At 71.8% G+C, this 25,918-nt stretch carries 23 protein-coding genes; 13 read left to right on the top strand and 10 right to left on the bottom strand.

Features of this window, described 5'->3' with window-relative positions; genetic code table 11:
• Positions 1-98: 98 nt before the first annotated feature.
• The 3 genes from ACZ60J_RS37380 to ACZ60J_RS37390 are packed head-to-tail and all read right to left on the bottom strand — an operon-like array spanning position 99 to position 3,666.
• Complete coding sequence (locus ACZ60J_RS37380) at positions 99-1,637, bottom strand: AMP-binding protein (protein WP_469688751.1); 1,539 nt, start codon at positions 1,635-1,637, stop codon at positions 99-101.
• Positions 1,637-2,815: a DUF5938 domain-containing protein gene (locus tag ACZ60J_RS37385; RefSeq protein ID WP_469688644.1), complete on the bottom strand. Its 1,179-nt coding sequence runs from the start codon at positions 2,813-2,815 to the stop codon at positions 1,637-1,639. The genes ACZ60J_RS37380 and ACZ60J_RS37385 overlap by 1 nt, the downstream gene beginning before the upstream one ends.
• 41 nt (positions 2,816-2,856) lie before the next feature.
• Positions 2,857-3,666: an SDR family NAD(P)-dependent oxidoreductase gene (locus ACZ60J_RS37390; protein ID WP_469688645.1), complete on the bottom strand. Its 810-nt coding sequence runs from the start codon at positions 3,664-3,666 to the stop codon at positions 2,857-2,859.
• Between the two features lie 176 nt (positions 3,667-3,842).
• Between ACZ60J_RS37390 and ACZ60J_RS37395 the strand changes: the two genes are divergently transcribed.
• Positions 3,843-4,478 carry a TetR/AcrR family transcriptional regulator gene (locus tag ACZ60J_RS37395; protein ID WP_469688646.1) on the top strand — a complete coding sequence of 212 codons (636 nt, stop codon included), beginning with the start codon at positions 3,843-3,845 and terminating at the stop codon, positions 4,476-4,478.
• 50 nt (positions 4,479-4,528) lie between these two features.
• On the opposite strand, the gene ACZ60J_RS37400 is transcribed toward ACZ60J_RS37395, so the two are convergent.
• The gene (locus ACZ60J_RS37400) at positions 4,529-5,881 is read right to left on the bottom strand and encodes a PucR family transcriptional regulator (protein ID WP_469688647.1); all 1,353 of its coding nucleotides are present in this window, start codon (positions 5,879-5,881) and stop codon (positions 4,529-4,531) included.
• Positions 5,882-6,082: 201 nt separating this feature from the next.
• Here ACZ60J_RS37400 and ACZ60J_RS37405 point away from each other — a divergent pair, with 201 nt between their 5' ends.
• Positions 6,083-7,009 (top strand): proline dehydrogenase family protein, encoded by a 927-nt coding sequence (locus tag ACZ60J_RS37405; RefSeq protein WP_469688648.1) that lies wholly within the window; start codon positions 6,083-6,085, stop codon positions 7,007-7,009.
• A 33-nt stretch (positions 7,010-7,042) separates the two neighbouring features.
• Entirely contained in the window at positions 7,043-8,674 is a 1,632-nt protein-coding gene (gene pruA / locus ACZ60J_RS37410) for an L-glutamate gamma-semialdehyde dehydrogenase (protein ID WP_469688649.1), read from the top strand.
• Between the two features lie 82 nt (positions 8,675-8,756).
• On the opposite strand, the gene ACZ60J_RS37415 is transcribed toward pruA, so the two are convergent.
• Positions 8,757-9,458, bottom strand: a complete 702-nt coding sequence (locus tag ACZ60J_RS37415; RefSeq protein ID WP_469688650.1) for a nitroreductase family protein — start codon at positions 9,456-9,458, stop codon at positions 8,757-8,759.
• A gap of 129 nt (positions 9,459-9,587) precedes the next feature.
• On the opposite strand from ACZ60J_RS37415, the gene ACZ60J_RS37420 reads away from it, so the two are divergent.
• Positions 9,588-10,151: a GNAT family N-acetyltransferase gene (locus ACZ60J_RS37420; RefSeq protein ID WP_469688651.1), complete on the top strand. Its 564-nt coding sequence runs from the start codon at positions 9,588-9,590 to the stop codon at positions 10,149-10,151.
• 18 nt (positions 10,152-10,169) lie between these two features.
• On the opposite strand, the gene ACZ60J_RS37425 is transcribed toward ACZ60J_RS37420, so the two are convergent.
• Together ACZ60J_RS37425 and ACZ60J_RS37430 are read right to left on the bottom strand one after the other, a co-directional pair.
• The gene (locus ACZ60J_RS37425) at positions 10,170-12,200 is read right to left on the bottom strand and encodes a phosphocholine-specific phospholipase C (RefSeq protein ID WP_469688652.1); all 2,031 of its coding nucleotides are present in this window, start codon (positions 12,198-12,200) and stop codon (positions 10,170-10,172) included.
• A 119-nt stretch (positions 12,201-12,319) separates the two neighbouring features.
• Entirely contained in the window at positions 12,320-13,345 is a 1,026-nt protein-coding gene (locus tag ACZ60J_RS37430) for an NADP-dependent oxidoreductase (protein WP_469688653.1), read from the bottom strand.
• 99 nt (positions 13,346-13,444) lie between these two features.
• On the opposite strand from ACZ60J_RS37430, the gene ACZ60J_RS37435 reads away from it, so the two are divergent.
• The 4 genes from ACZ60J_RS37435 (at position 13,445) to ACZ60J_RS37450 (ending at position 17,197) form a co-directional block, all read left to right on the top strand.
• Entirely contained in the window at positions 13,445-14,326 is an 882-nt protein-coding gene (locus ACZ60J_RS37435; RefSeq protein ID WP_469688654.1) for a LysR family transcriptional regulator, read from the top strand.
• 260 nt (positions 14,327-14,586) lie between these two features.
• Positions 14,587-14,721 carry a hypothetical protein gene (locus ACZ60J_RS37440; RefSeq protein ID WP_266881296.1) on the top strand — a complete coding sequence of 45 codons (135 nt, stop codon included), beginning with the start codon at positions 14,587-14,589 and terminating at the stop codon, positions 14,719-14,721.
• A 115-nt stretch (positions 14,722-14,836) separates the two neighbouring features.
• A complete protein-coding gene (locus ACZ60J_RS37445) occupies positions 14,837-15,877 on the top strand; it encodes a 3-isopropylmalate dehydrogenase (protein ID WP_469688655.1) in 1,041 nt (346 codons plus the stop codon).
• 231 nt (positions 15,878-16,108) lie between these two features.
• A complete protein-coding gene (locus tag ACZ60J_RS37450) occupies positions 16,109-17,197 on the top strand; it encodes a branched-chain amino acid aminotransferase (protein WP_469688656.1) in 1,089 nt (362 codons plus the stop codon).
• Positions 17,198-17,282: 85 nt separating this feature from the next.
• Here the strand turns inward: ACZ60J_RS37450 and ACZ60J_RS37455 are convergent, their stop codons facing one another.
• Together ACZ60J_RS37455 and ACZ60J_RS37460 are read right to left on the bottom strand one after the other, a co-directional pair.
• Complete coding sequence (locus ACZ60J_RS37455; RefSeq protein WP_469688657.1) at positions 17,283-17,471, bottom strand: hypothetical protein; 189 nt, start codon at positions 17,469-17,471, stop codon at positions 17,283-17,285.
• Positions 17,472-17,586: 115 nt separating this feature from the next.
• Positions 17,587-19,008, bottom strand: coding sequence for a cytosine permease (locus tag ACZ60J_RS37460; RefSeq protein ID WP_469688658.1), 1,422 nt, complete (start codon positions 19,006-19,008; stop codon positions 17,587-17,589).
• A gap of 165 nt (positions 19,009-19,173) precedes the next feature.
• Between ACZ60J_RS37460 and ureA the strand changes: the two genes are divergently transcribed.
• The 5 genes from ureA to cimA all read left to right on the top strand — a co-directional run bounded on the left by ureA (position 19,174) and on the right by cimA (position 25,365).
• Positions 19,174-19,917 (top strand): urease subunit gamma, encoded by a 744-nt coding sequence (gene ureA, locus ACZ60J_RS37465; RefSeq protein WP_469688659.1) that lies wholly within the window; start codon positions 19,174-19,176, stop codon positions 19,915-19,917.
• Positions 19,914-21,656: an urease subunit alpha gene (locus ACZ60J_RS37470; protein WP_469688660.1), complete on the top strand. Its 1,743-nt coding sequence runs from the start codon at positions 19,914-19,916 to the stop codon at positions 21,654-21,656. The genes ureA and ACZ60J_RS37470 overlap by 4 nt, the downstream gene beginning before the upstream one ends.
• Positions 21,657-21,686: 30 nt before the next feature.
• The gene (locus tag ACZ60J_RS37475) at positions 21,687-22,727 is read left to right on the top strand and encodes an agmatine deiminase family protein (protein ID WP_469688661.1); all 1,041 of its coding nucleotides are present in this window, start codon (positions 21,687-21,689) and stop codon (positions 22,725-22,727) included.
• 33 nt (positions 22,728-22,760) lie between these two features.
• Positions 22,761-23,375 carry a TetR/AcrR family transcriptional regulator gene (locus ACZ60J_RS37480; RefSeq protein ID WP_469688662.1) on the top strand — a complete coding sequence of 205 codons (615 nt, stop codon included), beginning with the start codon at positions 22,761-22,763 and terminating at the stop codon, positions 23,373-23,375.
• A 349-nt stretch (positions 23,376-23,724) separates the two neighbouring features.
• Positions 23,725-25,365, top strand: a complete 1,641-nt coding sequence (cimA, locus tag ACZ60J_RS37485; protein WP_469688663.1) for a citramalate synthase — start codon at positions 23,725-23,727, stop codon at positions 25,363-25,365.
• Positions 25,366-25,390: 25 nt separating this feature from the next.
• On the opposite strand, the gene ACZ60J_RS37490 is transcribed toward cimA, so the two are convergent.
• Complete coding sequence (locus ACZ60J_RS37490; RefSeq protein WP_469688664.1) at positions 25,391-25,885, bottom strand: hypothetical protein; 495 nt, start codon at positions 25,883-25,885, stop codon at positions 25,391-25,393.
• Between the last annotated feature and the right edge of the window lie 33 nt (positions 25,886-25,918).

Consider the following 25,918-nt stretch of genomic DNA (forward strand, 5'->3'; position numbering starts at 1 on the left):
GAGCAGGTGACGAGGCGAGACCCCGGAAAGCTGTTCTGGTCCTGGGAGCGAACCGGGGGGGGGGGGCCCCCTCCCCCCCCCCCCCCCACCGCGGCCGTTCACGCGAGGCGCTGCCTGACCTCGCTCCGGAGCACCTTGCCGACCTTCGAGCGCGGCAGGTCCGGCCAGATCTCCACCCGCTTGGGCGCCTTCACCGAGCCGATGCGCTCCTTGGCGAAGCCGATCGCCTCGGCCGCTTCGAGGCGGGCGCCCGGGCGCAGTTGGAGGACCGCGGTCACCCGCTCGCCCCACTTGGGGTCGGGCAGCCCCACCACCGCGCAGTCGGCGACGGCGGGATGCTCCATCAGGGCCTGCTCCACCTCGGCCGAGTACACGTTGAACCCGCCGGTGATGATCATGTCCTTGGCGCGGTCGACGACGTGCAGGAACCCTTCCTCGTCCAGGAAGCCGATGTCACCGGTGTGGTGCCAGCCGAAGCGGGAGGCCTCGGCGGTGGCCCGCGGGTCCTTGTAGTACCCGGCCATCACCAGCGAGCCGCGCACCACGATCTCGCCGCGCTCGCCGGCGGGCACCGTACGGCCCTCCTCGTCCATGACGGCCACGGTGACCAGCGGGCCGGGGCGGCCCGCCGCGGAGAGCCTGCGGGTCAGGACCTTGCCGTCCGTGTCCACGTGGTCGCGCGGGTGCATCGTGGCGACCATCATCGGGGCCTCCGTCTGCCCGAAGAGCTGCCCCATGACGGGGCCCATCAGCTCGATGGCCTCCTTCAGCCGGGCCGGGGACATGGGCGCCGCGCCGTACCAGAAGCACTGGAGCGAGGAGTAGTCCGTGGTGGCGGCCCGCTCGTGGTCCAGCAGTCCGTAGATGACGGTGGGCGGCAGGAAGGTGTGCGTGACCCGCTCGCTCCCGATCAGCCGCAGGAACTCCCCGACGTCGGGGGCTTCCATGACCACGATCCGCCCGCCGAGGGCGAGGACCGGGAAGCACAGCACCCCGGCGGCGTGGGTGAGGGGCGTGAGGGCGAGGTAGGTCGGGCGGCCCTCGAAGGGGTAGCCCATCAGGGTGAGCGCCGTCATGGCCTCCAGGTTCCCGGAGGTGAGCATCACCCCCTTGGGCACTCCGGTCGTACCGCCCGTCCCGACGAGCATGGCCAGGCCGTCGGGGAGGGGCTGGACGACGTCCGCCGCCGGCCCGCCCGCCGCCCCGTCCGCCGTCCACCGCTCCAGCGACACGTACCCCTCGACGCTGTCGTCCAGGCACACGTAGGTGGTCACCTCCGGCAGGTGCGGAGCCATCTCGGCGACCTGCGCGGCGTACGCGGGATGGAAGACCAGGCAGCGGCAGTCGAAGAGGTCGAGCAACTGCCGCGTCTCGGCGGCCGTGTTGCGGGGGTTCACCGGACACCAGACGGCGCCGCGCCGGGCGATGCCGAACATCGTCGCGAAGGCGGTGACGTCGTTGTGGGAGAGGATCGCCACCGATTCTCCGGGCTCGATGCCGGAGCGGGCCAGCGCCGCGGCGACGGCGAGCGCGTGGGCCTGGACCTCGGCGTAGGTCATGGTCCGGCCCGGTCCGCTCAGACACACCTCGTCGGGGCCCAGGGAGGCGCCCTTGTCGAGGTGGTCCGCGGGCGACATCACGTGTGCGCCGTGACGATCGGGTCCATCACCAGGCCGAAGTTCTTCAGTACGCCGAGCAGTTCGCGGTGTCCGAAGGCCTGGCAGGCCGAGGCGAAGCCGGCGCGCCGCGGCGGCTGCTGGAGCAGCGAGTACGCGGCGTACGCCTGGAGCAGGCCGGTCTGCTTGTAGTTGGAGTTGCCGTGCAGCGCCACGTGGACGCGGCCGAGCGGGCCGGAGGCGTACACCGAGTCGATGGACGTGTTGGTACGGGGGTTCTCGCGGGGCGGCATGTCGGCCTGGAGCCCGGCCGCGATCTCGGAGAGGGCCGCCTCCTGGGCCGCCGGTTCCAGGGGGCGGATCTGCTCCTCGAACATCGCGGTGGTGGCGACCACTCCGTCCATCACCGCACGGTCCAGGACCCCGCCGGTGACGGTGCAGGTCGCCACGCGCGGGTCGTCCTTGAACCAGACGGGGTGCAGGGTGCCGCCCCAGGGCACGGTCAGGGCGGTGCCGTGCTGGCCGGGGACCACGCACTCGCGGGTCGCCTGGTGGTCCCAGGCGACGTACTCGTTGTCGACGAGGTGGTACCAGTCGGCCTTGAGGATCGTGAAGATGGTCTGCGTGGAGGCGTAGGTCGGGAAGCCCTTCCACAGCGCCAGCATGTCCAGGGTGTCCAGGCCGGGGCCGGCCTCCAGGGCGACGTTCGCGGCGATCTCGCCGGTGGTGTACATCTGCGCGATGCCCGGCGAGAGCAGCAGTCCGGCCTCGGCGAAGCGCCGGCCGTACTCCTGCTGCGCCAGCAGGGTCCAGTCCTGCTCGCCGGTGGTGTCCAGGAAGTGGCAGCCGGCGCGCAGCGCTGCCAGGGCGGTGTCGGGGCCGTACTTGATGAACGGGCCGACGGTGGAGCACACGACCTTCGCTCCGCTGAACAGCTCGGTGAGCGCGTCGACGTCGTGGGAGACCTCGACGACCTCGTAGTCGGCCGTCTCGATGCCGGGGATCCTGTCGACGACGGCCTGGACCTTCTTGGCGTCGCGGCCGGCGGCTATGAAGGGGACGCGGTACTCGCGCAGGTACTCGCAGATCAGGCGGCCGGTGTAGCCGGAGGCGCCATAGACGACGACGGGCCTCTTGCGGGCGGTCTGCTGGTTCTCGGTCACGTCGGTGCTCTTCTCCACTTCGGTGTTCACGGTCATGCGGGTGCTCCGGTCGGAAGGGGGGTTCGGGTCGTCGTCCGTCACATGCCCATGCCGCCGTCGACCGACAGGCCGGCGCCGTTCACGAACCGGGAGGCGTCCGAGGCCAGGAAGAGCACGGCGTCGGCCATGTCCGCCACCTCCCCGAGGCGACCCGAGGGGGTGAGGGCCACGACGGCCTCGACGGCGGCGCCGGGGCCGTCGAAGAGGCCGAGTCCGGAGGTCTCGACGGCGAGCTTGGTGCCCATCTCGGTGGCGACCAGGCCCGGGTACACGCAGTTGACGCGCACGCCGCAGCCGAGGCGGCCGGACTCGGCGGCCGCGACGCGGGTGAGCCGGTCCACGGCGGACTTGGTGGCGGAGTACCCGGCGATGCCGGGGAAGGCGATGGTCGCGGCGACGGAGGACACGTTGACGATCGCTCCGCCGTCGCCGCCGGCCGGACCGCCGCGGCGCATGGCGCGCAGGCCGTGCTTGACGCCGAGCATCGTGCCGAGGACGTTCACGTCGAGCATCCGGCGGATCTCGTCCGGCTCGGTGTCGACGAGGAGTTGGGTCACCTCGATGCCGGCGTTGTTGACGAGCACGTCGAGGCCGCCGAACTCGGAGACGGTGTGTGCGACGGCCGTCGCCCAGTCGTCGTCGCTGGTGACGTCCATCGCGGTCGAGGTCACCCGCGCCCCGGTGGCCGCGGCGATGTCCGCGGCGGTCTGCTCGGCGGCGTCCTTGAGCACGTCGCCGAGCATCACGGACGCCCCCGCCTCCGCCATGGTCCGCGCCATGCCGGCGCCCAGTCCTCGTGCTCCTCCGGTGACGAGCACTCGCTTGCCCGTCAGATCCAACTGCCCCATGGTGCCGGTCCCTTCACGTCGGAAGTGATGCGCGGCACAACGTAGGACCGGCCTTGGACGGTCGTCAAGATATTCTTGGGCAGTCGTCAAGATTTTCTTGGACGGTCGTCAAGGAAACAGGGGGTCGGCTACGCTGCGACCGCAGAGTGCTCGGGTTCCGCAGGGGGAGGCAGCCGATGGCCATGGCCGAGCGGCAGGGCGAGCGCATCGCGCGGCGTCAGGTCGACAAGTTCGAGGAGCGCCGCCGCGAACTCGCGGCCGCCGCGCTGCAGACGCTCTCCGAACTGGGGTACGCGCGCACCAGCCTGCGCGAGATCGCCCAGAACTCGCCGTTCTCGCACGGCGTGCTGCACTACTACTTCCGCGACAAGATCGACCTGATCACCTACTGCGTACGGCAGTACAAGGCCGACTGCGTGGGCCGCTACGACCGGATCGTCGCCGACAGCGGCACGGCCGGGGAGCTGCGCACGGGGTTCGCGGCGCTGCTCGCCGAGACGCTGGCGCAGGACACCGCCATGCACCGGCTCTGGTACGACCTGCGCGCGCAGGCGCTCTTCGAGGAGTCGTTCCGCGCGGACGTCCTGGAGATCGACGGGATGCTCCAGGACATGATCTGGCGGGTCGTCACCCGGTACGCGGAGCTGTCCGGCTCGGACGCCGTCCCCTCGGCGCCCGTGGCGTACGCCATGCTGGACGGCCTCTTCCAGCAGCAGCTGCTGCACCACCTGGCGGGGGAGGAGCGGGCCGCGGCGCTGCTCGCCGAGGGCGCGGAGGGCCTGCTGCGGCTGGCGGTGCCGGGGGGCGGCTGAGGCCCCGGCCCCTGGCCCCGGCCCCGGCGGCGGGTCGGCGTTTCGGCGGATCAGCCGTGCAGCCGGGCCGCCTTGAGGGCCATGTGCAGGAGGAGGCGGTCCTCGCCCTCGTCCAGGTCGAGGCCGGTCAGCTGCTCCACCCTGGACAGGCGGTAGTACAGGGTCTGGCGGTGGATCCCGAGAGCCGCCGCCGCGCGGCCCGCCTGGCCCGCGCAGTCGAGGAACACCTCGGCGGTCCGGGCCAGTTCGGGGTTGGCCGGGCCGCGCAGGGTGCGGGTCACCGGGTCGTCGAGGGCCTCCCCGGCTACGGAGGCCAGCATCCGGTAGGGCCCGATCGCCGACCACTGCGCGACCGGGCCGAGCCGCGGCCCGGCGGCCGCGGCCCGGGCGGCGGCGGTGGCCTGCTGCCAGGCGGCGGGCAGTCCGGTGAGCGCCCGCACGGGGTCGGACACCCCGGCGGTCACCCCGGCGGCCCCCCGGGCGGTCACTCCGGCGGCCGATCCGCCGGCGACGGCCTTCCCGCCGGGGCCGGCGCCGGGACCGACCCTGACACCGGTGCCGGGGGTGACCCCGGCACCGGCCCCGGTCCCGCCCGCACCGCCGGCCGCGCCCGGACTGCCGGCGCCGCCCGCCCCGCCCGGGCCGGCGGCGGCGCCGGGCATCAGGCGGGCGAGCGCCGTCAGGGCCGGGGCCAGCGGGTCCGCACCGCGCAGCCGGACCAGGACCGCCAGGGACTGCCCCGCCGGGCGGCCGCCACCGGTGCGGGGTTCCTCCTCGCCGGCCCCGCGCGAGGGGACCACGCACACGGCCGCCGCTCCCGGGACCGAAGCCGGGGCCTCGCCGGACCACGGGCTCACGCAGACCGCGGCGTGCGGTCCCTCGCCGCTCGGACCGAGTGCCACCCGTAGCGCGGCCACCGCCATGTCCTGCTGCCAGCCGCGCCCGGCGGTGAGCACCGCGAGGAACTCCCGGGACAGGTCGGCCCCCGCCCGGGCCTCCTCCGCGAGCAGCAGCCCGATCCGCTGGGCCACCTCCATGGCGGCGTCCAGCGCCTCCGCGTCGGGGCCGGGCTCCTGGTCGAGGAGCCACACGTACCCCTGGACGATCCCGCGGTAGCGCACCGGCAGGCAGATCCGGCCCCGGAAGACACCGGCGTCGGGGGCGGCCGGGATCCTGACCGGTCCGGTGGCGCGGGCGATGCCGAAGCCCTCGAACCAGGCCCGGACGGCCGCCGTCGACTGGCGGGTCAGGATCGAGCGGGTCCGCACGGGGTCCATGGCCAGATCGTCGTCGCTGTCGTGCGCGCCGAAGGCGATGAGGCGGAAGTCCCGGTTCTCCAGCGTCGCCGGAGCGCCGAGCAGCGCCGAAATCTCGTCCACCAGGTCCTGGTAATCGCCCTTCACCCGCACATTCTCCCACCCCCGGACCGGCGCTTCAGACAGATGTATGAGATCCGGGCCACGGATGCGTGACAGCTGTCGATGGCAGAGGATCAGGGAGATCCCTAGGTTTCACGGTGGTTTTACTTGCGTTTTCCTTATGGCCTCCGTCGTCCCGGCGCGGGCTGAATGTCTGCTTCTGCCCGCCCCCGTTGGAGGTACCCCGTGCTGGGTCCCGCGATCCTCGCCGCCTCGCGCAGCGACAAGATGCGCCGAATCGTCTCTGCCGCCCCGGTGACCAAGCCCGTGGTGAACCGGTTCATCCCCGGTGAGACGGTCGACCAGGTCATCCCGATCGTCGAGGACCTCACGAGCAAGGGCCTGGAGGTGACCCTCGACGTCGTCGGCGAGGACATCACCACCGTGGAGCAGTCCCACGCCGCGCGCGACGCGTACCTGGAGCTCGTCGAGCAGCTCGCCCACCTGGGCCTCGGCGAGACCGTCGAGATGTCCGTGAAGCTGTCCATGTTCGGCCAGGCACTGGAGGGCGGCCACGAGCTGGCCCTCGCCAACGTCCGCCCGGTCGTCGAGGCCGCCGCCGCCATCGGCACCACCGTGACCCTGGACGCCGAGGACCACACCACCCTCGACTCGATGTTCGCCATCCACGAGGAGCTGCGCCGGGACTTCCCGCAGACCGGCTGCGTGATCCAGGCGTACCTGTTCCGCACCGAGGCCGACGCCCGCCGCCTGGCCGCGGCCGGCAGCCGCGTGCGCATCGTGAAGGGCGCCTACAAGGAGCCCGCCGAGGTCGCGTACCTGGACAAGGCCGAGATCGACAAGGCGTACGTGCGCATCCTGAAGATCCTGATGGACGGCGAGGGCTACCCGATGATCGGGTCCCACGACCCGCGCCTGATCGCCATCGGCCAGGAGCTCGCCCGCAAGGCGGGCCGCAAGCTGGACGAGTACGAGTTCCAGATGCTGTACGGCATCCGCAGCGAGGAGCACCTGCGCCTCGCCGCCGAGGGCCACCGCATGCGCGTCTACACGGCGTACGGGACCGACTGGTACGGCTACTTCATGCGGCGCCTCGCGGAGAAGCCGGCCAACCTGCTCTTCTTCCTCCGCTCGATGATCACCAAGAACTAGGCCCTCCCACTAGCTCAAGGAGCACCCCGCATCATGGACGCTGTAACCCGGGTCCCCGTGCCGGTCAACGAGCCGGTCCACTCGTACGCCCCCGGCACCCCGGAGCGTGCGCGCCTCGAAACGCAGCTGAAGCAGCTGTCCGAGAACCCGATCGACCTCCCGATGACGATCAACGGCGTCAAGCGGATGGGCGGCGGCGAGCGCTTCGACGTCGTGCAGCCGCACGACCACAAGTCGGTCATCGGCACCTACGCGAACGCCACGCAGGCCGACGCCCAGGAGGCCGTCGACGCCGCCCTGGCCGCCGCCCCGGCCTGGCGCGCGATGTCCTTCGACGACCGCGCCGCGATCATCCTGCGCGCCGCCGAGCTGCTGTCCGGCCCGTGGCGCGAGAAGCTGGCCGCGTCCACCATGCTGGGCCAGTCGAAGACCGCGCAGCAGGCCGAGATCGACACCCCGTGCGAGCTCGTCGACTTCTGGCGCTTCAACGTCTACTTCGCCCGCCAGATCCTGGCCGAGCAGCCGGTCGCGAACTCCGCCGGCGTGTGGAACCGCAGCGACCACCGCCCGCTCGAGGGCTTCGTCTACGCGATCACCCCGTTCAACTTCACGGCCATCGCGGGCAACCTGCCGACCGCCCCGGCCCTGATGGGCAACGTGGTCGTGTGGAAGCCGTCCCCGACGCAGACCCACTCCGCGGTCCTCCTCATGGAGCTGCTGGAGGAGGCCGGCCTGCCGAAGGGCGTCATCAACCTGGTGACGGGCGACGGCATCGCCGTCTCCGACGTGGCGCTGACCCACCCCGAGCTGGCCGGCATCCACTTCACCGGTTCCACCAAGACCTTCCAGTACCTGTGGAAGACGGTCGGCACCAACATCGAGACGTACAAGTCCTACCCGCGCCTGGTCGGCGAGACCGGCGGCAAGGACTTCGTCGTCGCGCACCCGTCCGCGGACCGCGCGATCTTGAAGACCGCCCTGACCCGCGGCTCCTTCGAGTACCAGGGCCAGAAGTGCTCGGCGTCCTCGCGCGCCTACGTCCCGGCCTCGATCTGGAACGACGGCTTCAAGGAGGCCTTCGCGGCCGAGGTCGACGGCATCGCCATGGGTGACGTCCGCGACCTGACCAACTTCATCGGCGCCGTCATCGACGAGCGCTCCTTCGCGAAGAACAAGGCCGCGATCGACCGCGCCATCGCCGACCCGACCTGCGAGATCGTCGCCGGCGGCACGTACGACGACTCGGAGGGCTACTTCGTCCGCCCGACGGTCATCGCGTGCACGGACCCGGAGAACGAGGTCTTCACGACCGAGTACTTCGGCCCGATCCTGGCGATCCACGTCTACGAGGACGCCGACTTCGACGCCATGCTGGCCCAGATGGAGTCCGTCTCGGCGTACGCCCTGACCGGCTCGATCATCGCCGCCGACCGCTACGCGGCCGCCGACGCGATGGAGAAGCTCCGCTTCGCGGCGGGCAACTTCTACATCAACGACAAGTCGACCGGCGCCGTCGTCGGCCAGCAGCCCTTCGGCGGCGGCCGCGCGTCCGGCACCAACGACAAGGCCGGCGCGGCCTCGAACCTGACGCGCTGGACCTCGACCCGCTCCATCAAGGAGACCCTGGTCGCCCCGACCGAGTACGGCTACCCCCACATGGGCTGACCGTCCCGGTCCCACCGAACCCCGCCCCCGTTCCGGTACCCCCAAGTCCGGAGCGGGGGCGGTTTCATGTCCGGCGAGCCGCCTAGACCTCGACGATGACCTGGTCCAGGGACTTGCGGACCAGGTCCGGGACCTCGCAGTCGTCCGACGGGTAGCCGACCGGGATGACGGCGAAGGCCTTCTCGTTCTCGGGGCGGTTCAGGACGTGGGCGAGGAAGCGCATCGGGCTCGGGGTGTGGATCAGGGCGGCCAGGCCGGAGAGGTGGAGGGCCGACAGGAGCATGCCGACCGCGATGCCGACCGACTCGTCCACGTAGTAGTGCTTGTGCTTCGTGCCGTCCTCGCCGAGCCAGTAGCGCTGCTGGAAGACCACGATCAGGGCCGGGGCGTCGGTGAGGTGGGTCTTCACGGCGTCCGTGCCGATGGGGCGCAGGGCCGCGAGCCACTCGTCGCCGAGCCGGCCGTCGTAGGAGAGCTGTTCCTCCTGCTCGGCGGCCGCGCGGATCTGCTCCCGTACGGCGGGGTTCTTGACCAGGACGAAGGTCCACGGCTGCTGGTGCGCCCCGGAGGGTGCGGTCGCGGCGCACGCGATGGCGTCCCGGACCACCTGCTCGGGCACCGGGTCGGGGGAGAAGTGGCGTACGGTCCTGCGCTCGTCCATCCGCGTCCGCAACTCGGCGGCCCGCGCCAGGGATTCCCGGCTCGGCATCCGCTCGGGGCGGTAGGGGGCGGGACGGTACGGCCGGCCGTGGATCGGGGTCCACGCTTCTGTATCGGGAGACATGGGGCGAGTCTGCCGAGGCAATGGTCCAGACCGCCAGAGTCAGGGCGGCCCAATCTGGCCGGTGGGCGATATTTCATGTCCGCATAGCGGATACGGGTGGTGGGGGAGCCAGCTTGGTACGGTCCCCGGATGGGTGATCTGGACAAGGGCGCCGGGCGCGCGGTCTCGCTGCGGCACACCTCGCAGCTGGCCGCCGGGGAGCTGCGTCAGGTGCGGGAGCTGCTCGACGCCGCCTTCGAGGGGGAGTTCGGGGAAGAGGACTTCGAGCACGCGCTGGGCGGGATGCACGCGCTCGTGCACGAGGGCGGCGAGCTCGTCGCGCACGGGAGCGTCGTGCAGCGGCGGGTGGTGCACGGGGGGCGGGCGCTGCGCACCGGGTACGTCGAGGCCGTGGCCGTGCGGGCCGACCGGCGCCGGTGCGGGCTCGGCGGGCTGGTCATGGCCCGGCTGGAGGAGGTCGTCGCGCGGGCCTGCGTGCTGGGCGCGCTGTCGGCCTCGGAGGCGGGGGCCGGGCTCTACCGGGCCCGCGGCTGGTCCGTGTGGCCCGGCGCGGTCGGGGCGCTCTCGCCGGACGGGCCGGTGCGGCTGCCCGAGGAGGAGGGTTCGACGTACGTGTGGGAGCCGCCCGGCGGGGTCCGGCTGGACCCCGCCGGGCGGCTCGACTTCGACTGGCGGGACGGCGACGTCCTCTAGCCGGTCACGGTCACGCCACTAGCTGCCGCTGATGCTCGGCGCGCCCGTCTCGATGTGGCCCGTGTAGCGGCGCGACCAGGTGCCGTCGGAGTCGGCGAGGACCGTGAAGTCGTACCAGCCGTTGCTGTAGGCGACGGCGTTGAGGAAGTCCTCCCGGGAGGAGTTCGCCGGGACGGTGTAGGTCCACGGTCCGTCCGTGCGGTAGGCGTTCGGGCGGACCGTGAAGGTGACCGGGGAGGACGAGGAGTTGGTCAGCTTGTAGTAGACGGCCGTCTTGCCCGTCCCCGGCTCGATCGCGAAGCGGGTCGCGACCTCGATCGACTTCCCCGCCTTCGACGCGTCGCCGATGAACCGCCGCAGGAAGCGGTTCGGCCCGTACATCGAGATGTCGTACTTGCCGGAGCCGCTGCCCGTGCCGATGTTGAAGTAGTCCGTCGACGTGGCGCCGGCGTCCACCGTGTACTGCCAGGCGGCCGTGTCCCGGTACTGGTGCGGGTGGATCGAGAAGTGCGCCGCCTGCTTCGCCTCGGCGCCCGCGTTCGTCATCGAGAACCAGGCCAGGATCTTGCCGCCCGACCCGAACTCGAAGCGGTCCAGGTTCCCGTTGACCTGGTACGGAAGGGCGCGCGCGGGCCGTGTCCCCGCCTCCTGGGCCGGCTGCGCGTTGTCCTGCGGCACCGGGTTGGGGAGCGGGCCGCAGGTCGCCTGGCCGATGACCTTGGCCGTGGAGGGCAGGCCCGCGGGAACCCCGTAGACCGGGTGCGCGAAGTCGAAGACGCCCGTCAGGTCGCCGGTGACCTTGCGGCGCCAGGCGCTGATGTTCGGACAGGTGGCCGGGGTGCCGAGGGCCGCCGTCCACTTCTCCATGAAGCGGAGCACGGAGGTGTGGTCGAAGACCTCGGAGCTCACCCAGCCGCCGCGGGTCCACGGGGACATCACGATCATCGGGACGCGGAAGCCGAGCCCGATCGGCACGCCGTCGATGTACTCGCCCGCGGTGCCGGGCGGGGCGACCGGCGGCGGGACGTGGTCGAAGAAGCCGTCGTTCTCGTCGTAGTTGAGGAAGAGGACGGTGGAGTCGAAGACCTCCGGGTTCGCCGAGAGCGCGCGGTAGACCAGGTCCACGAAGTGCGCGCCGTCACCGGGCGGGGCGTACGGGTGCTCGGAGAAGGCCTCGTTCGCCACGACCCAGGAGACCTGCGGGAGGGTGCCGGCGACCACGTCCGCGCGGATGGCGGCGGCGATGTCGTCGGGGGTGGAGCCGGTGACCTTGGGGACGGAGCCCATGCCGCGGTCCCACAGCGGGTTGCCGGGGGCGGCGTCGGTGAACTTCTTGAAGTAGGCCAGCCCGTTGTCCCCGTAGTTGTCCTGGGCGTTCTGGTAGACCTTCCAGCTCATCCCGGCGCGCTGGAGGGCCTCCGCGTACGTCTCCCAGGTCAGCCCGGACTCGTCGCCGCCGTCCTTGCTGGAGGCGTCGACCTTGCCGCTCCACAGGAAGGTGCGGTTGGGGCCCGTCGCGCTCAGGGTGGAGCAGAAGTAGGCGTCGCAGATCGTGTAGTTGTCGGCGAGGCCGTAGTGGAACGGGATGTCGCCGCGGTCGAGGTACCCGAGGGTGCGGGTGTTGCCGACGCCGGTGACGAAGTTGTCCATGCGGCCCTTGTTCCAGGCCGCGTGCTGCGAGGTCCAGCTGTGCGGGAGGTCGCCGTTGCACTGGGCGAGGGTCTCGCCGTCGACGCCGCCCGCCGGCGGGGTGGAGCTGAGCTTCCACGGGTACTGGCGGCCGCCCCAGTTGGGCTGGTTGAACATGCCCCAGCCGCCCGGGATGTTTCCGGCGGCGCGGTCGCCGAAACCGCGGACACCCTTCAGCTTGCCGAAGTAGTGGTCGAAGCTGCGGTTCTCCTGCATCAGGATCACCACGTGCTTCACGTCGGTGATCGTGCCGGACGCGGCGGCCGCGGCCGCCGAGGTCGGTGCGATCGCGGGCAGGGCCGCCCCTGCCATCAGCCCGGCGCCGATTCCCACGAATCCTCTGCGGCTGATAGGTGTCACTGGCTGCTCGCCTCCAACTCAAGTGCCCCGCTGGCACATTGACGGCAAGAGTGGCGGCAGCCGCGCCAAAGGTCTACATCCGTGCGGTAAGAAGTCGGTGAACATCCGGGTGGCCTGATTCAGTCGTCGACCCGTACGAGCATCTTGCCCAGGTTGTCCCCTCGGAGCATGCCCAGGAAGGCGTCCACCGTGTGATCAAACCCCTGTACAACGGTGGTGTCGGTTCCGATCCGGCCACTGCGCAGGTGGGGGACGAGGAAGTCCTCCAACTCTTCCTGCAGATTGGTGTGATTGCGAACCAATACCCCTTCCAGGCGAAGCGACTTGTGTACGACCTCGAAGAGGTTGCGGGGCGCCGCGGGGGAGCGGTCGCCGTTGTACATCGAGATCCCGCCGACCCAGGCGATCCGGCCGTACTCGCGCAGCACGTCGATCGCCCCCTCCAGGTGGTCCCCGCCGACGTTGTCCACGTAGACGTCGATGCCGTCCGCCCCCGTCGCGGCCGCGGCCCGTGCGAGCTGCTCGCCGACCGGCCCGTCGTGGTAGTCGAAGGCCGCGTCGAAGCCGAGGGCCCCGGTGAGGTGGCGGACCTTCGCCGCCGAACCGGCGCTGCCGATGATCCGGCGGGCGCCGAGCAGCCGGGCGATGCGGCCGGTGGCCGTCCCGACTCCGCCCGCCGCGGCCGACACGAAGAGGTCCTCGCCCGCGCGCAGGCCCGCGGTGCGGGTCAGGGCGGCGTACGCGGTCAGGCCGGTGCCGCCGAGGAGGGAGAGGTACGCCTCCAGCGGGACGCCCTCGTGGCCGCGCAGGATGCGGGTGCCGCCCGTGCCCAGGGTGACGAGGGCGTGGGTGCGCCAGCCCTCGCGGTGGAAGACCAGGTCGCCCTCCGCGAGGCCAGGGTCGCGGGAGGCGACGACCCGGCCCACCGAGCGGCCCTCCAGCGGGGTGCCGAGCTCGAAGCCGCCCTCGCCGCCGTCCATCAGTCCGCGGTGGTACGGATCCACCGAGAGCAGCAGGTTCTGCACCAGGGCGGTGCCGGGCCGCGGCTCGGGGACGGGGGTCCGGACGCGGGCGAAGTCGGAGGCGGCGGGGAAGCCGGCCGGGCGGGCGATCTGGTGGACGGCGTATGCGGTGTTCGTGGTCATGGCGCCGACGCTAGGAGGGAATCGCCGGGCCGGGCAGAGGGTTCGGTTCATGGAAGCCGCACATCCATGAACGACGCTCATAGAACGAGGTGAGGCCAGGTGGCCGAGCTCCTTCCGCAGGAACTGCGCGTGCTGGTGGCCGTCGCCGAGCACGGCGGGTTCTCCGCTGCCGCCGCCTCGCTCGGCCTCACCCAGTCGGCCGTCTCCCACTCGGTGCGCGGCAGCGAGGCCAAGCTCGGCGCGGTGCTCTTCGCGCGCGGCCGCACCGGTGCCTCGCCCACCCCGGCGGGGGAGCGCGCCGTCGGGCACGCCCGCCGGATCCTGCGGCTCTACGAGGTCATGGGCGCGGAGGTGCGCGGCGCGGGCGGCTCCGCCGGTCCGGCGGAGCCGGCCGGTGTGCTGCGGATCGCCGCCTTCCGCAGCGCGGCCCTGCACCTGCTGCCCCCGGCCCTGGAGCGGCTCACCGCCCGCCACCCCGGCATCCGCCCCGAGGTCCGGGTGGTGCGCGAGCTCGGCGCCGGAGCGGCCGGGGAGGTGGCCGCGGGCCGCGCGGACCTCGGCATCGCGACCCTGGGCGCGGCGCAGGGACTGCCGCCCGGTCTGCTGAGCGGGGTGCTCGTGGAGGAGGCGTACGCCCTGGTGCACCCGGCCGGGCACCCCGACCCGAAGGCGCTGCCGCTGATGGACTGGGACGAGAACTGCGGCTCCCACACCCGCGCCTGGTGGCTGGCGCAGGACTGGATCCCGCGGGCGACGGTCAAGGCGGAGGACGACGCGATGGTGCTGACCATGGTCGGGCGGGGGCTCGGCATGGCGATCATGCCAGAGCTGTCCCTCCGGGAGGCGACCGGAGCCGTGGACGTCACCGGTCTGGGGCCGGAGGGGCCGGTGAGGCGCGTGGGATACGTCACGACACCGGAATCTGCCGCGACCCTCACCGTACGGGCTCTGATCAGGGAACTTCGTGCTGTGAGCGGCTGAAATCGGAGCTCCGGAGAGGGGCCTCCGGGTGGTTCGGCGTCTCAGATAGTAGGAAGTCCGAGTAATTGCGGAGACATACAGCGGGAGCTGGCCTACGTTGTAGAAGCCGAACGTCTCGCCGATCCGGCGAATGGCGGTCGAGAGCGCGCGCCCCATGGCAGGCAACCCCTGCCGCGCACCGCTCCCCGCCTCTTCCGGCGCCTTGAAGGAACCCCTCATCCGCGGCCCCGCCGCGCCGTGATCTCAAGGAGTCGATCACCATGACGCACACCCCCTCCACCACCGCCCGCCGCGTCCGCCGCTCCGCTTCCGCCGATGCGGACCGCAAGAACGCCGCCGCCGCCCTCCAGCGCGCGCTGGACCGCCGCGACAACGGCGGCTCGACCGGCCACTGACCGGCCGCTGACCGGCCACTGACCTGCCGTTGGGCATTCCCCGGCCCGAGACATATTGCGTCCACATGGTGGACGCAATATGTCTGAGGGATGGGACAAGGAGTACGGTTCCACCATGTCGACCAGCATCAATCTCGCAGTGATCCCCGGTGATGGCATCGGCCAGGAAGTCGTGGCTCAGGGCCTCAAGGTCCTTACCGCGGTCCTGCCCCAGGATGTGAAGCTGGAGACCAAGGAATACGACCTCGGCGCCCAGCGCTGGCACCGCACCGGTGAAACCCTCCCGGACGCGGAGCTCGAAGCCCTCAAGCACCACGACGCGATCCTGCTGGGCGCCATCGGCGACCCCTCGGTCCCGTCGGGCGTCCTGGAGCGCGGTCTGCTGCTGAAGCTCCGCTTCGCCTTCGACCACTTCATCAACCTGCGCCCGTCGAAGCTCTTCCCCAACACGGCCACCCCGCTCGCCGGCCGTCCGGAGATCGACTTCGTCGTGGTCCGCGAGGGCACCGAAGGCCCGTACACCGGCAACGGCGGCAGCCTGCGCACCGGAACCCCGGCCGAGGTGGCCACCGAGGTCAGCATCAACACCGCCTACGGTGTCGAGCGCGTGGTCCGTGACGCGTACGAGCGGGCCAACGGCCGCCCGCGCAAGAAGCTGACGCTGGTCCACAAGAACAACGTCCTCGTCTACGCCGGCCACATGTGGAAGAACATCTTCGACAAGGTCGGCCAGGAGTACCCCGAGGTCACCACCGACTACCTGCACGTCGACGCCGCGACGATCTTCTTCGTCACCCAGCCCGAGCGCTTCGACGTCATCGTCACGGACAACCTCTTCGGTGACATCCTCACCGACCTCGCCGCCGCCGTGACCGGCGGAATCGGCCTGGCCGCCTCGGGCAACATCAACCCGACCGGCGCCTTCCCGTCCATGTTCGAGCCCGTCCACGGCTCGGCCCCGGACATCGCCGGCACCGGCAAGGCCGACCCGACCGCGACGATCCTCTCGGTCGCCCTCCTGCTGCGCCACCTCGGCTACGAGGACCAGGCCGTCCGCATCGAGGACGCGGTCTCCGCCGACCTGGCCGAGCGCGACGGCACCTTCCGCTCCACCGAAGCCATCGGCGACGCCCTCGCCGCGCGAGTAGCCGGCTGACCCGGTAGCCCCACCTCCAGGAAGCCGCCGGGACGCGACCACCGCACCCGGCGGCTTTTCCTGTGCGGCCCCGGGTGCCACCATCTCTCCTGGGCCGCAATCACCCCGTTTCACCGAAGCCTCCTCCCGCGCGATAATCGAACGCGAGGCCGCGGACTACGGGGAAGCTCGGACGTCCTAGTACGCCGTGAGCGCGGTCCGCCATACACAACCGGTGAAGGACAAGCACTCATGACGACGACGCCCACGATCGAGCTGAAGCCCTCCTCGACCCCCCTGTCCGCCGCGGAGCGCGAGGCGATCCTGGCGAGCCCCGGCTTCGGCCGCCACTTCACCGATCACATGGTGACGATCAAGTGGACCGAGGGTCGCGGCTGGCACGACGCCGAGCTGGTCCCGTACGCCCCGCTGTCGATGGACCCGGCGAACATGACCCTGCACTACGCGCAGACGATCTTCGAGGGGCTCAAGGCCTACAAGCAGCCCGACGGCACCGTCGCCACCTTCCGTCCGCTGGCCAACGCCGAGCGCTTCCAGGCCTCCGCCCGCCGCATGGCCATGCCGGAGCTGCCGACCGAGCTGTTCATCGAGGCCTGCGACGCGCTGATCAAGCAGGACCGTGCCTGGGTGCCGGACTCCGGCGAGGCCTCGCTCTACCTGCGCCCCTTCATGTTCGCCTCCGAGGTCGGCCTCGGCGTCCGCCCGGCCAACGAGTTCCTCTTCATCGTGATCGCCTCCCCGGCGGGCGCCTACTTCCCCGGTGGCGTCAAGCCCGTCTCCGTCTGGCTCTCCGAGGAGTACGTGCGCGCCGCCAAGGGCGGCACCGGCGCCGCGAAGACCGGCGGCAACTACGCCGCCTCGCTCGTCGCGCAGGCCCAGGCCGCCGAGCACGGCTGCGACCAGGTGGTCTGGCTCGACGCCGTCGAGCACCGCTGGATCGAGGAGATGGGCGGGATGAACCTGTACTTCGTGTACGGCGACCGCATCGTCACCCCCGAGCTCACCGGCTCGCTCCTCCCCGGCATCACCCGCGACTCCCTCCTCACCATCGCCCGCGACCTCGGCTACACCGCCGAGGAGGGCCGCCTCACCACCGAGGACTGGGAGCGCGACAACGCGAACGGCACCCTGACCGAGGTCTTCGCCTGCGGTACCGCCGCCGTGATCACCCCGGTCGGCTCCGTCAAGTCGGAGCGCGCGAACTGGACCCAGGGCACCGGCGAGCCCGGCGAGGTCACCATGCGGCTCCGCAAGGCCCTCCTGGACCTCCAGACCGGCCAGGCCGCGGACAACCACGGCTGGATGCACCCGCTCGGCTAGTCCCCCCGTCCCGAACGGCCCGAAGGCCCCCCGCGCGATGCGGGGGGCCTTCGGTGTGTGAGGGGAGCGGACGGGCGGGGCGTGGTCAGCGCTTCCCGTCCGCCCCGCCCTCGACCTCGTCCTCGCCCTCGCGCTTCGTCTCGTCCTCGCGCTTCTTGTCGCGCTCCTGGTTCGTCCCGTCCGGGCCGAGGCCCACCAGGGCGTCACCGAAGGCGTAGGCCAGGCCCGCGACTCCCTTGGCGATCTTTCCCGCCACGTATGCGAGTTCTTCCACGACGCCTCCCCGTGCCGTTGCCGGCGGCCCTTTCCTGTTCGGCCGCCGCTGTACGGATAGACGCCGCCGCAGGTCGGATGGTTGACCGGCGCATCCGGACCGGAGTACGGGCGGCTCAGGCGGCCACCGGCTCCTCGGCGGCCTGCTCGACCGGCGCCTGGGCGGTGCGGGCGGTCAGGGCCGTGTAGACCAGGCCGCCGGTCAGGCCGGAGAGGACGAAGGAGCAGTCCACTCCGCCGGTCAGGGCCAGCAGCGGACCCTCGTAGAACGGGGTGGTCACGGCGAGCAGTCCGACGCCCGCGCCGACGGCCCAGGAGAGGGTGGCCGGGATGTTCCAGCCGCCGCGGAACCAGTAGACCCCGCCCCTGGAGCGGCGGTTGAACACCTGCAGGGCGTCGGCGTCGTAGCGGCCGCGGCAGCGGACGTACCCGATGAGGGTGATCACGGCCCACGGGGTTCCGATCGCGGTCAGCACCAGCACGAACGAGGTCATCGCGGCCTGTACGTCCCACTCGAAGGAGCCGACGAACACGAACGCGGTGGCCACGGCCGCGGCGATCACGGTGGACGTGGTGCGGGTGGCCTTGGGGACGATGGCGTCCAGGTCGAGGCCCATGGAGTAGAGCATCAGCCCGGCGTTGCCCACCGAGCCGGCGGCCGCGGCGACCAGCAGCGGAACCAGGTACCAGAACGGCGCGGCGTCGACCAGCGGACCGGCGTACTCGGCGCCGGCCCGGGCGGCGAGCGCGGTGTAGGTGCCGAAGAGCTGCGGGATCAGCAGCCCGACGAGCAGACCGAGCCCGGTGGACCGGAGCACCTTGCGGGGGCTGTGCCGGCGCGGGGAGATGTAGCGGGTGTAGTCGCCGAGCAGGGTGATGAAGGCGACGGGCCCGCTGAGCCCGGCGGCGACGGCGGCGAGCAGCCAGGTCGGCCAGAAGGAGCCGAGCAGGTACGCGGTGTCCGGCGGGGCGGCGGCGGTGAAGTCGGGGGCGTAGGCGAACACGCCGACGGCCAGCAGCACCACCATGCCGATGGAGAGCACCTTGCTCATGCGCAGCAGCAGCCGGTAGCCGAAGACGGCTCCGACGACGGTGCACGCGGCGAGCACCCCGTACATCGCGGCCCGGGAGGCGCCGGTGTTCGGCAGCCCGGTCAGCCGGGACAGGGCGCCGACCATCACGTCGCCGCCTATCCACAGGGTCAGCGCGGTGTAGCCGAGGGAGAGCAGCAGGCCGACCACGGAACCGACGAGCCGGCCGCGGACGCCGAACTGGGCGCCGCTGGAGGTGGAGAGGTTGGTGCCCGTGCGCAGGGATACGAGCGCCAGCGGCGCGGTGAAGGCGATGCCGACGAGCGTGCCGGTCACGATGGCGGTGACCGACGGCCACAGGCCCAGCCCGAAGGACGGGGGCAGCCAGCCGAAGACGATCACACCGAGGCAGAGATTGGAGCCGAGGAGGATCGAGATCAGGTCGCGGGGACCGCTCGTCCTTTCCTCCTCCGGGATGGTGTCGACTCCGCGCTGTTCGATGGGCATGTGGGGGACTCCCTTGGCAGGGCGGGGGGTGGCAAGGCCGTGCATGACTGTTTGAGCGACACTCAATGTGACCCAAGGCCTGGTCCCAGGTCAATGCTTCATTGCAAGGAAATGAAGAGTTAGAGTGATGCTCTAACCCATCGACTCGAAGGGTGGTGGATCGGCGTGCGGCTGACCCCTACGGAGCGCGACCGGCTGCTGCTCCGCGGTGCAGCGGAACTGGCCAGGGCCCGACGGGCCCGCGGCCTGAAGCTCAACGTCCCGGAGGCCACCGCGCTCGTCGCGGACACGGTCTGCGAGGCCGCGCGCGACGGCAAGCGGCTGGCGGAGGCCATCGAGGAGGCCCGCTCCGTGCTGGGCCCGGACGACGTCCTGCCCGGCGTCAGCGACGTGGTCACCGAGGTGCACGTGGAGGCCGTCTTCGACGACGGATCCCGCCTCGCGGTGGTCTCGTCCCCGATCCGCGGCGCCGTCGGCTTGGGCGAGAACGCCCCGGGCGCGGTCGTACCCGGCCCCGGAGCCCCCCAGCCGGAGCCCGCGGTCCACCTGCGCGTGCGCAACACCGCCCCGGTGCCGGTGAGCGTCACCTCCCACTTCCACTTCTTCGAGGCCAACCCGCGCCTCGACTTCGACCGCGCGGCGGCGTACGGCATGCGCCTGTGCGTGCCCGCGGGCTCCTCGGTCCGCTTCGACCCCGGCGGCGAGGCCGAGGTCGCCCTGGTCCCGATCGGCGGCGCACGCATCGCCGTCGGCTTCGCCGGACTGGTGGACGGCCCGCTGGACGCTCCCGGAGCCAGGGAGCTGGCGCTGACCCGCGCCGCGGCCTGCGGCTACCTCGGCGCGGGCGCCGCCCCCGACGCGGCCGCCGCTCCCGACGCGGGCGAGCGCCCGGAAGGGACGACGGCATGAGCCGGCAGACACCCCACACGGACCACAGCGCGCACTGCGCCCCCGGCAGCCGGCACATCGACCCGCACGAGTACGCCTCCGTCTTCGGCCCCCGCGCCGGCGACCGGGTCCGGCTCGGCGACTCCGGCCTGACCGTCCGGGTGGAGTCCGACTCCCAGAAGCCCGGGGACGAGTTCCTGGCCGGTTTCGGCAAGACGGCCCGCGACGGGCTGCACCTGAAGGCCGCCGCCGTACGCGACACCTGCGACGTGGTGATCAGCAACGTGCTGGTCATCGACGCCGTCCTCGGCATCCGCAAGGTCTCCATCGGCATCCGCGAGGGCCGCATCCACGCGATCGGCCGGGCCGGCAACCCCGACACCCTCGACGGGGTGGACGTGGTCGTCGGCACGGGGACCAGCATCGTCTCCGGCGAGGGCATGATCGCCACCGCCGGCGCCGTCGACACCCACGTGCACCTGCTCTCCCCGCGCATCATGGAGGCCTCGCTCGCCGCGGGCGTCACCACGGTCATCGGCCAGGAGTTCGGCCCGGTCTGGGGCGTCGGCGTCAACTCCCCGTGGGCGCTGAAGCACGCCTTCAACGCCTTCGACGCCTGGCCCGTCAACATCGGCTTCCTGGCCCGCGGCTCCTCCTCGGACCCGGCCCCGCTGACCGAGGCCCTCGCCGAGGGCGGAGCCTCCGGCTTCAAGGTCCACGAGGACATGGGCGCGCACACCCGCGCCCTGGACACCGCCCTGCGCGTGGCAGAGGAGTACGACGTCCAGGTCGCCCTGCACAGCGACGGCCTCAACGAGTGCCTGTCCGTCGAGGACACCCTGCGCGTCCTGGACGGCCGGACCATCCACGCCTTCCACATCGAGGGATGCGGCGGCGGCCACGTCCCCAACGTCCTGAAGATGGCGGGCGTCCCGAACGTCATCGGCTCCTCCACCAACCCGACCCTGCCCTTCGGCCGGGACGCGGTCGCCGAGCACTACGGCATGATCGTCTCCGTCCACGACCTCAAGCCGGACCTCCCCGGCGACGCCGCCATGGCCCGCGACCGGATCCGCGCGGGCACGATGGGGGCCGAGGACGTCCTGCACGACCTGGGCGCGATCGGCATCACCTCCTCCGACGCCCAGGGCATGGGCCGCGCCGGCGAGACCATCCGCCGCACCTTCACCATGGCCGCCAAGATGAAGGGCGAGCTCGGCCCCCTCGACGGCGACGGCGAGGACGACGACAACGCCCGCGTCCTGCGCTACATCGCCAAGCTGACCATCAACCCGGCCGTCGCCCACGGCCTGGCCCACGAGATCGGCTCCATCGAGGTCGGCAAGCTCGCCGACATCGTGCTGTGGCGCCCCCCGTTCTTCGGCGCCAAGCCCCAGCTGGTCCTCAAGTCCGGCTTCCCGGCCTACGGGGTCACCGGTGACCCCAACGCCGCCACCGACACCTGCGAACCACTGGTCCTCGGACCGCAGTTCGGCTCGTACGGGGCCACGGCCGCCGATCTCTCCGTCGCCTTCGTCTCGGCCGCCGCGGCAGCCCTCGGCAGCGACGCGATGCCGACCCGCAGACGCCGGGTCGCCGTCCGCGGCACCCGCGGCATCGGCCCGCGGGACCTGCTCCTCAACTCCCGGGTGGGCGCGGTCGATGTGGACGCGCGCAGCGGACTCGTCTCCCTCGACGGAGAACCGCTGCGCTCCGAAGCCGCCGCATCGGTCTCCCTCAACCGCCTGTACTTCCTGTAAGCCAGCACAGCCCCTAAGGACCTTCCTGCCATGACCGACACCACCCCCGTGAACGCCGGATTCCGGATGCCCGCCGAGTGGACGCCCCACGAGCGCACCTGGATGGCCTGGCCCAGCCCCAACCCCACCTTCACCAACGAGCAGGAGCTCGCCGAGGCCCGCGAGGCCTGGGGCGCCGTCGCCCGCGCGGTGCGCTCGTACGAGCCGGTGACCCTGGTGGTCTCGCCGGGGGACGCCGAGAGCGCCCGCGCGATCGTCGGCGACGACGTCGAGCTGGTCGAGCGCGAGCTCGACGACGCCTGGATGCGCGACATCGGCCCGACCTTCGTCACCAACGACGCCGGCGAGCTGGCCGCCGTCGACTGGACCTTCAACGGCTGGGGTGCCCAGGACTGGGCCCGCTGGGACCACGACTCGAAGATCGCCCGGGAGATCTCCGGCCTCGTCGGGACCCGTACCTACAGCACCGCGCTGGTCAACGAGGGCGGCGCCATCCACGTGGACGGCGAGGGCACGGTGCTCCTCACCGACACCGTGCAGCTCGGCAAGGGCCGCAACCCCGACTGGACCCGCGAGCAGGTCGAGGCCGAGATCCACGCCCACCTCGGCACCACCAAGGCGATCTGGCTCCCGTACGGCCTGGCCGGCGACTACGGCACCTACGGCACCCAGGGCCACGTGGACATCGTCGCCGCCTTCGCCCGCCCCGGCGTGGTCATGGTCCACAGCCAGCCCGACCCGGCCCACCCGGACCACGAGCGCGGCAAGACCATCGCCGCGATCCTGCGCGCGGCCACCGACGCGCAGGGACGGCAGCTGGAGGTCGTGGAGATCCCCGCGCCGACCGTGCTGGAAGAGGACGGGGAATGGGTCGACTACTCCTACATCAACCACTACCTGTGCAACGGCGGCGTGGTCCTGTGCGCCTTCGACGACCCGCGCGACGAGGAGGCGGCGGAGATCTTCCGGGGTCTCTTCCCCGAGCGGACCGTGACGCTCGTCGACGCACGTACGATTTTCGCCGGGGGTGGCGGTATCCACTGCATCACCCAGCAGCAGCCGAAGGTCTGACCCCGAGAGGGCGGCCGGGACGAGGAGTGGGCCATGGTGGCGGGTGAGGTACGTGCCGCGCGCAAGAACGCGCCGCCGCGCGAGGACGTACTGGTCGCCGCCATGGCCACCATCGCCGAACGCGGCCTGGACGGTCTGACCATGGCCGGCCTGGGCCGCCAGGTCGGCATGAGCAGCGGCCACCTCCTCTACTACTTCCGCACCAAGGACGAGCTCCTGCTGCAGACCCTGGAGTGGAGCGAGGCGGCGCTCGGCACCCGCCGCCGCGCCCTGCTCTCCCGCCGCGGCCCGGCGCGCGAGCGCCTGCAGGCGTACGTGGACCTGTACGTGCCCGAGGGCGCCCGGGATCCGCACTGGACGCTGTGGCTGGAGGTCTGGAACCGCTCGCAGAACGCGGGACCGGGGGAGCGGGACCGCCAGGGGGCCATCGAGGGCGCCTGGCACCGGGACCTGGTGGCCCTGCTCGCCGAGGGCATCTCGCGCGGGGAGTTCCGCCCGGTCGACCCGGACCGCTTCGCGGCCCGGCTGCGGGCCCTGCTCGACGGGTTCAGCATCCAGGTCGCCGTCGGCCTGCCCGGGATAGGGCGGGGCGACATCCTCGACCACGTCGCCGAGTTCCTCGGCGAGGCCCTGACCCCGGCGGCCTGATCCGGTCGCCCGGCCCCGGACTCCGGCACTCGGACGGATGTGCCCGCATGCTGAGATCCCCGTCCATCCGCGGCATGCGGTATGGCAGACTGCCGACGTGCCTGCTCAGCTCATGATTATGGACAGCAGCGCGCCGGTCCCCAGTGGCCGCTGAGCCGCGGAAGAACTTCGCGGAGGCGGCCACCGTGCCCCAGACCCGCGCGCAGACCTCTCGCACCCGCGAGAGGTTTTTTCGTTTTCCGGCCCCAACACGCCGGAATCGGGCAGCGCGCGATGATGGGGGCAGTGGCGTTCGGCCTGCCCGAGGGCTTGCATCCGGAACCACCCATCCGACAGGAGTCAGATCAGCATGACGACGACAGAGGCGAGCGAGCCGACCGCGCCGGCCTCGGGCCCCGGCGGTCCCGACGACGGCTTCCACGTCTTCGACACGACCCTGCGCGACGGCGCCCAGCGCGAGGGCATCAACCTCACGGTCGCGGACAAGCTGACGATCGCCCGGCACCTGGACGACTTCGGGGTGGGGTTCATCGAGGGCGGCTGGCCCGGCGCCAACCCGCGCGACACGGAGTTCTTCGCCCGCGCCCGCGCCGAGATCGACTTCAAGCACGCCCAGCTCGTCGCCTTCGGCGCGACCCGCCGGGCAGGCGGGTCGGCCGCCACCGACCCGCAGGTCCGCGCCCTGCTGGAGTCCGGCGCCCCGGTGATCACCCTGGTCGCCAAGTCCCACGACCGGCACGTCGAGCTCGCCCTGCGCACCACCCTCGAAGAGAACCTGGAGATGGTCCGCGACACCGTCGCCCACCTGGTCTCCGAGGGCCGCCGGGTCTTCGTCGACTGCGAGCACTTCTTCGACGGCTACCGGGCCAACGCCGAGTACGCGAAGTCCGTCGTACGCGCCGCCCACGAGGCCGGCGCCGACGTGGTGATCCTCTGCGACACCAACGGCGGCATGCTGCCCGCGCAGATCGCCGCGACCGTCGCGACCGTGATCGCCGACACCGGCGCCCGCCTGGGCATCCACGCCCAGGACGACACCGGCTGCGCCGTCGCCAACACGCTGGCCGCCGTGGACGCCGGCGCCACCCACGTGCAGTGCACCGCGAACGGCTACGGCGAGCGGGTCGGCAACGCCAACCTCTTCCCGGTCGTCGCCGCGCTGGAGATCAAGTACGGCCGTACGGTCCTGCCCGCGGGCGCGCTGGCCGAGATGACCCGGATCTCGCACGCCATCGCCGAGGTCGTCAACCTCACCCCCTCCACGCACCAGCCCTACGTCGGCGTCTCCGCCTTCGCGCACAAGGCGGGCCTGCACGCCTCGGCCATCAAGGTCGACCCGGACCTGTACCAGCACATCGACCCCGCACGGGTCGGCAACACCATGCGGATGCTCGTCTCCGACATGGCCGGCCGGGCCTCCATCGAGCTCAAGGGCAAGGAGCTCGGCGTCGACCTCGGCGGGGACCGCGCGCTCGTCTCCCGGGTGGTGGAGCGGGTCAAGGAGCGGGAGCTCCAGGGCTACACGTACGAGGCCGCCGACGCCTCCTTCGAGCTGCTGCTGCGCGCCGAGGCGGAGGGCCGGGCGCGCAAGTACTTCCGCATCGAGTCCTGGCGGGCCATCGTCGAGGACCGCCCCGACGGTACGCACGCCAACGAGGCTACGGTGAAGCTGTGGGCCAAGGGCGAGCGGATCGTCGCGACGGCGGAGGGCAACGGCCCGGTCAACGCCCTGGACCGCGCGCTGCGGGTCGCCCTGGAGCGCTTCTACCCCCAGCTGGCGAAGTTCGAGCTGATCGACTACAAGGTCCGCATCCTGGAGGGTGCGCACGGCACGTCCTCCACGACCCGGGTCCTGGTCACCACGACGGACGGCACCCGCGAGTGGAACACGGTCGGCGTCGCCCCGAACGTCATCGCCGCCTCCTGGCAGGCCCTGGAGGACGCCTTCACCTACGGCCTCCTGCACGCGGGCGTGGAGCCGGCGGAGTAGGACCGGCGCCGCGATCGCTCCCGCCTCAGCAGACGTCGCGCACGTACCTGCGGAAGCGATCGCGGCTCATGGCCCGGCCGTTGGCCCAGACCTGGCCCGGCTCCAGGGACTCGATGTCCCCGAGCGAGAAGTCGTTGGAGGAGAAGTAGACGTCCGCGGCCTCCACGACCACCGTGTAGAAGATGGTGTAGTCGGCTGCCGGGTCCAGCGACTGGGGCACCTCCTTCTCCCCCTCCTCGTCCATGGTCCCGGGCGGGGGAAAGAGGGGGAACGGGCCCGGGCTCTTGTCTTCCACGGGGTGACCGGTGGGCCAGAGCGAGCCGGACTCACCCGGTCGGTGGGCCCACAGCCTGACGGCAGAGACCTTGCCCTTGTTGCTGCAGCGCCCCGCTTCGACCATGAGCCGGCCCGAGTCGTCCTCGTACACCCCGACCAGGTCGTAGCTGGGCGGGGTCGAGATGCATCCCGTCAGCAGTGCGCCACCCAGTAGTACGAGTCCCACCAGCGGTCCGCGCCGCATCGGCCCCACCCCCGGCCGGGAGTGTAGGGCGGA

The sequence above is a fragment of the Streptomyces sp. NPDC104226 genome, from assembly GCF_055584085.1.

Excerpts from the sequence above, each read along its gene's own strand:
- ACZ60J_RS37380 (WP_469688751.1), bottom strand. The coding sequence starts at position 1,637 with ATGTCGCCCGCGGACCACCTCGACAAGGGCGCCTCCCTGGGCCCCGAC.
- ACZ60J_RS37385 (WP_469688644.1), bottom strand. The coding sequence starts at position 2,815 with ATGACCGTGAACACCGAAGTGGAGAAGAGCACCGACGTGACCGAGAAC.
- ACZ60J_RS37390 (WP_469688645.1), bottom strand. The coding sequence starts at position 3,666 with ATGGGGCAGTTGGATCTGACGGGCAAGCGAGTGCTCGTCACCGGAGGA.
- ACZ60J_RS37395 (WP_469688646.1), top strand. The coding sequence starts at position 3,843 with ATGGCCATGGCCGAGCGGCAGGGCGAGCGCATCGCGCGGCGTCAGGTC.
- pruA (WP_469688649.1), top strand. The coding sequence starts at position 7,043 with ATGGACGCTGTAACCCGGGTCCCCGTGCCGGTCAACGAGCCGGTCCAC.
- ACZ60J_RS37415 (WP_469688650.1), bottom strand. The coding sequence starts at position 9,458 with ATGTCTCCCGATACAGAAGCGTGGACCCCGATCCACGGCCGGCCGTAC.
- ACZ60J_RS37420 (WP_469688651.1), top strand. The coding sequence starts at position 9,588 with ATGGGTGATCTGGACAAGGGCGCCGGGCGCGCGGTCTCGCTGCGGCAC.
- ACZ60J_RS37430 (WP_469688653.1), bottom strand. The coding sequence starts at position 13,345 with ATGACCACGAACACCGCATACGCCGTCCACCAGATCGCCCGCCCGGCC.
- ACZ60J_RS37440 (WP_266881296.1), top strand. The coding sequence starts at position 14,587 with ATGACGCACACCCCCTCCACCACCGCCCGCCGCGTCCGCCGCTCCGCT.
- ACZ60J_RS37445 (WP_469688655.1), top strand. The coding sequence starts at position 14,837 with ATGTCGACCAGCATCAATCTCGCAGTGATCCCCGGTGATGGCATCGGC.
- ACZ60J_RS37450 (WP_469688656.1), top strand. The coding sequence starts at position 16,109 with ATGACGACGACGCCCACGATCGAGCTGAAGCCCTCCTCGACCCCCCTG.
- ACZ60J_RS37460 (WP_469688658.1), bottom strand. The coding sequence starts at position 19,008 with ATGCCCATCGAACAGCGCGGAGTCGACACCATCCCGGAGGAGGAAAGG.
- ACZ60J_RS37470 (WP_469688660.1), top strand. The coding sequence starts at position 19,914 with ATGAGCCGGCAGACACCCCACACGGACCACAGCGCGCACTGCGCCCCC.
- ACZ60J_RS37475 (WP_469688661.1), top strand. The coding sequence starts at position 21,687 with ATGACCGACACCACCCCCGTGAACGCCGGATTCCGGATGCCCGCCGAG.
- ACZ60J_RS37480 (WP_469688662.1), top strand. The coding sequence starts at position 22,761 with ATGGTGGCGGGTGAGGTACGTGCCGCGCGCAAGAACGCGCCGCCGCGC.
- cimA (WP_469688663.1), top strand. The coding sequence starts at position 23,725 with ATGACGACGACAGAGGCGAGCGAGCCGACCGCGCCGGCCTCGGGCCCC.
- ACZ60J_RS37490 (WP_469688664.1), bottom strand. The coding sequence starts at position 25,885 with ATGCGGCGCGGACCGCTGGTGGGACTCGTACTACTGGGTGGCGCACTG.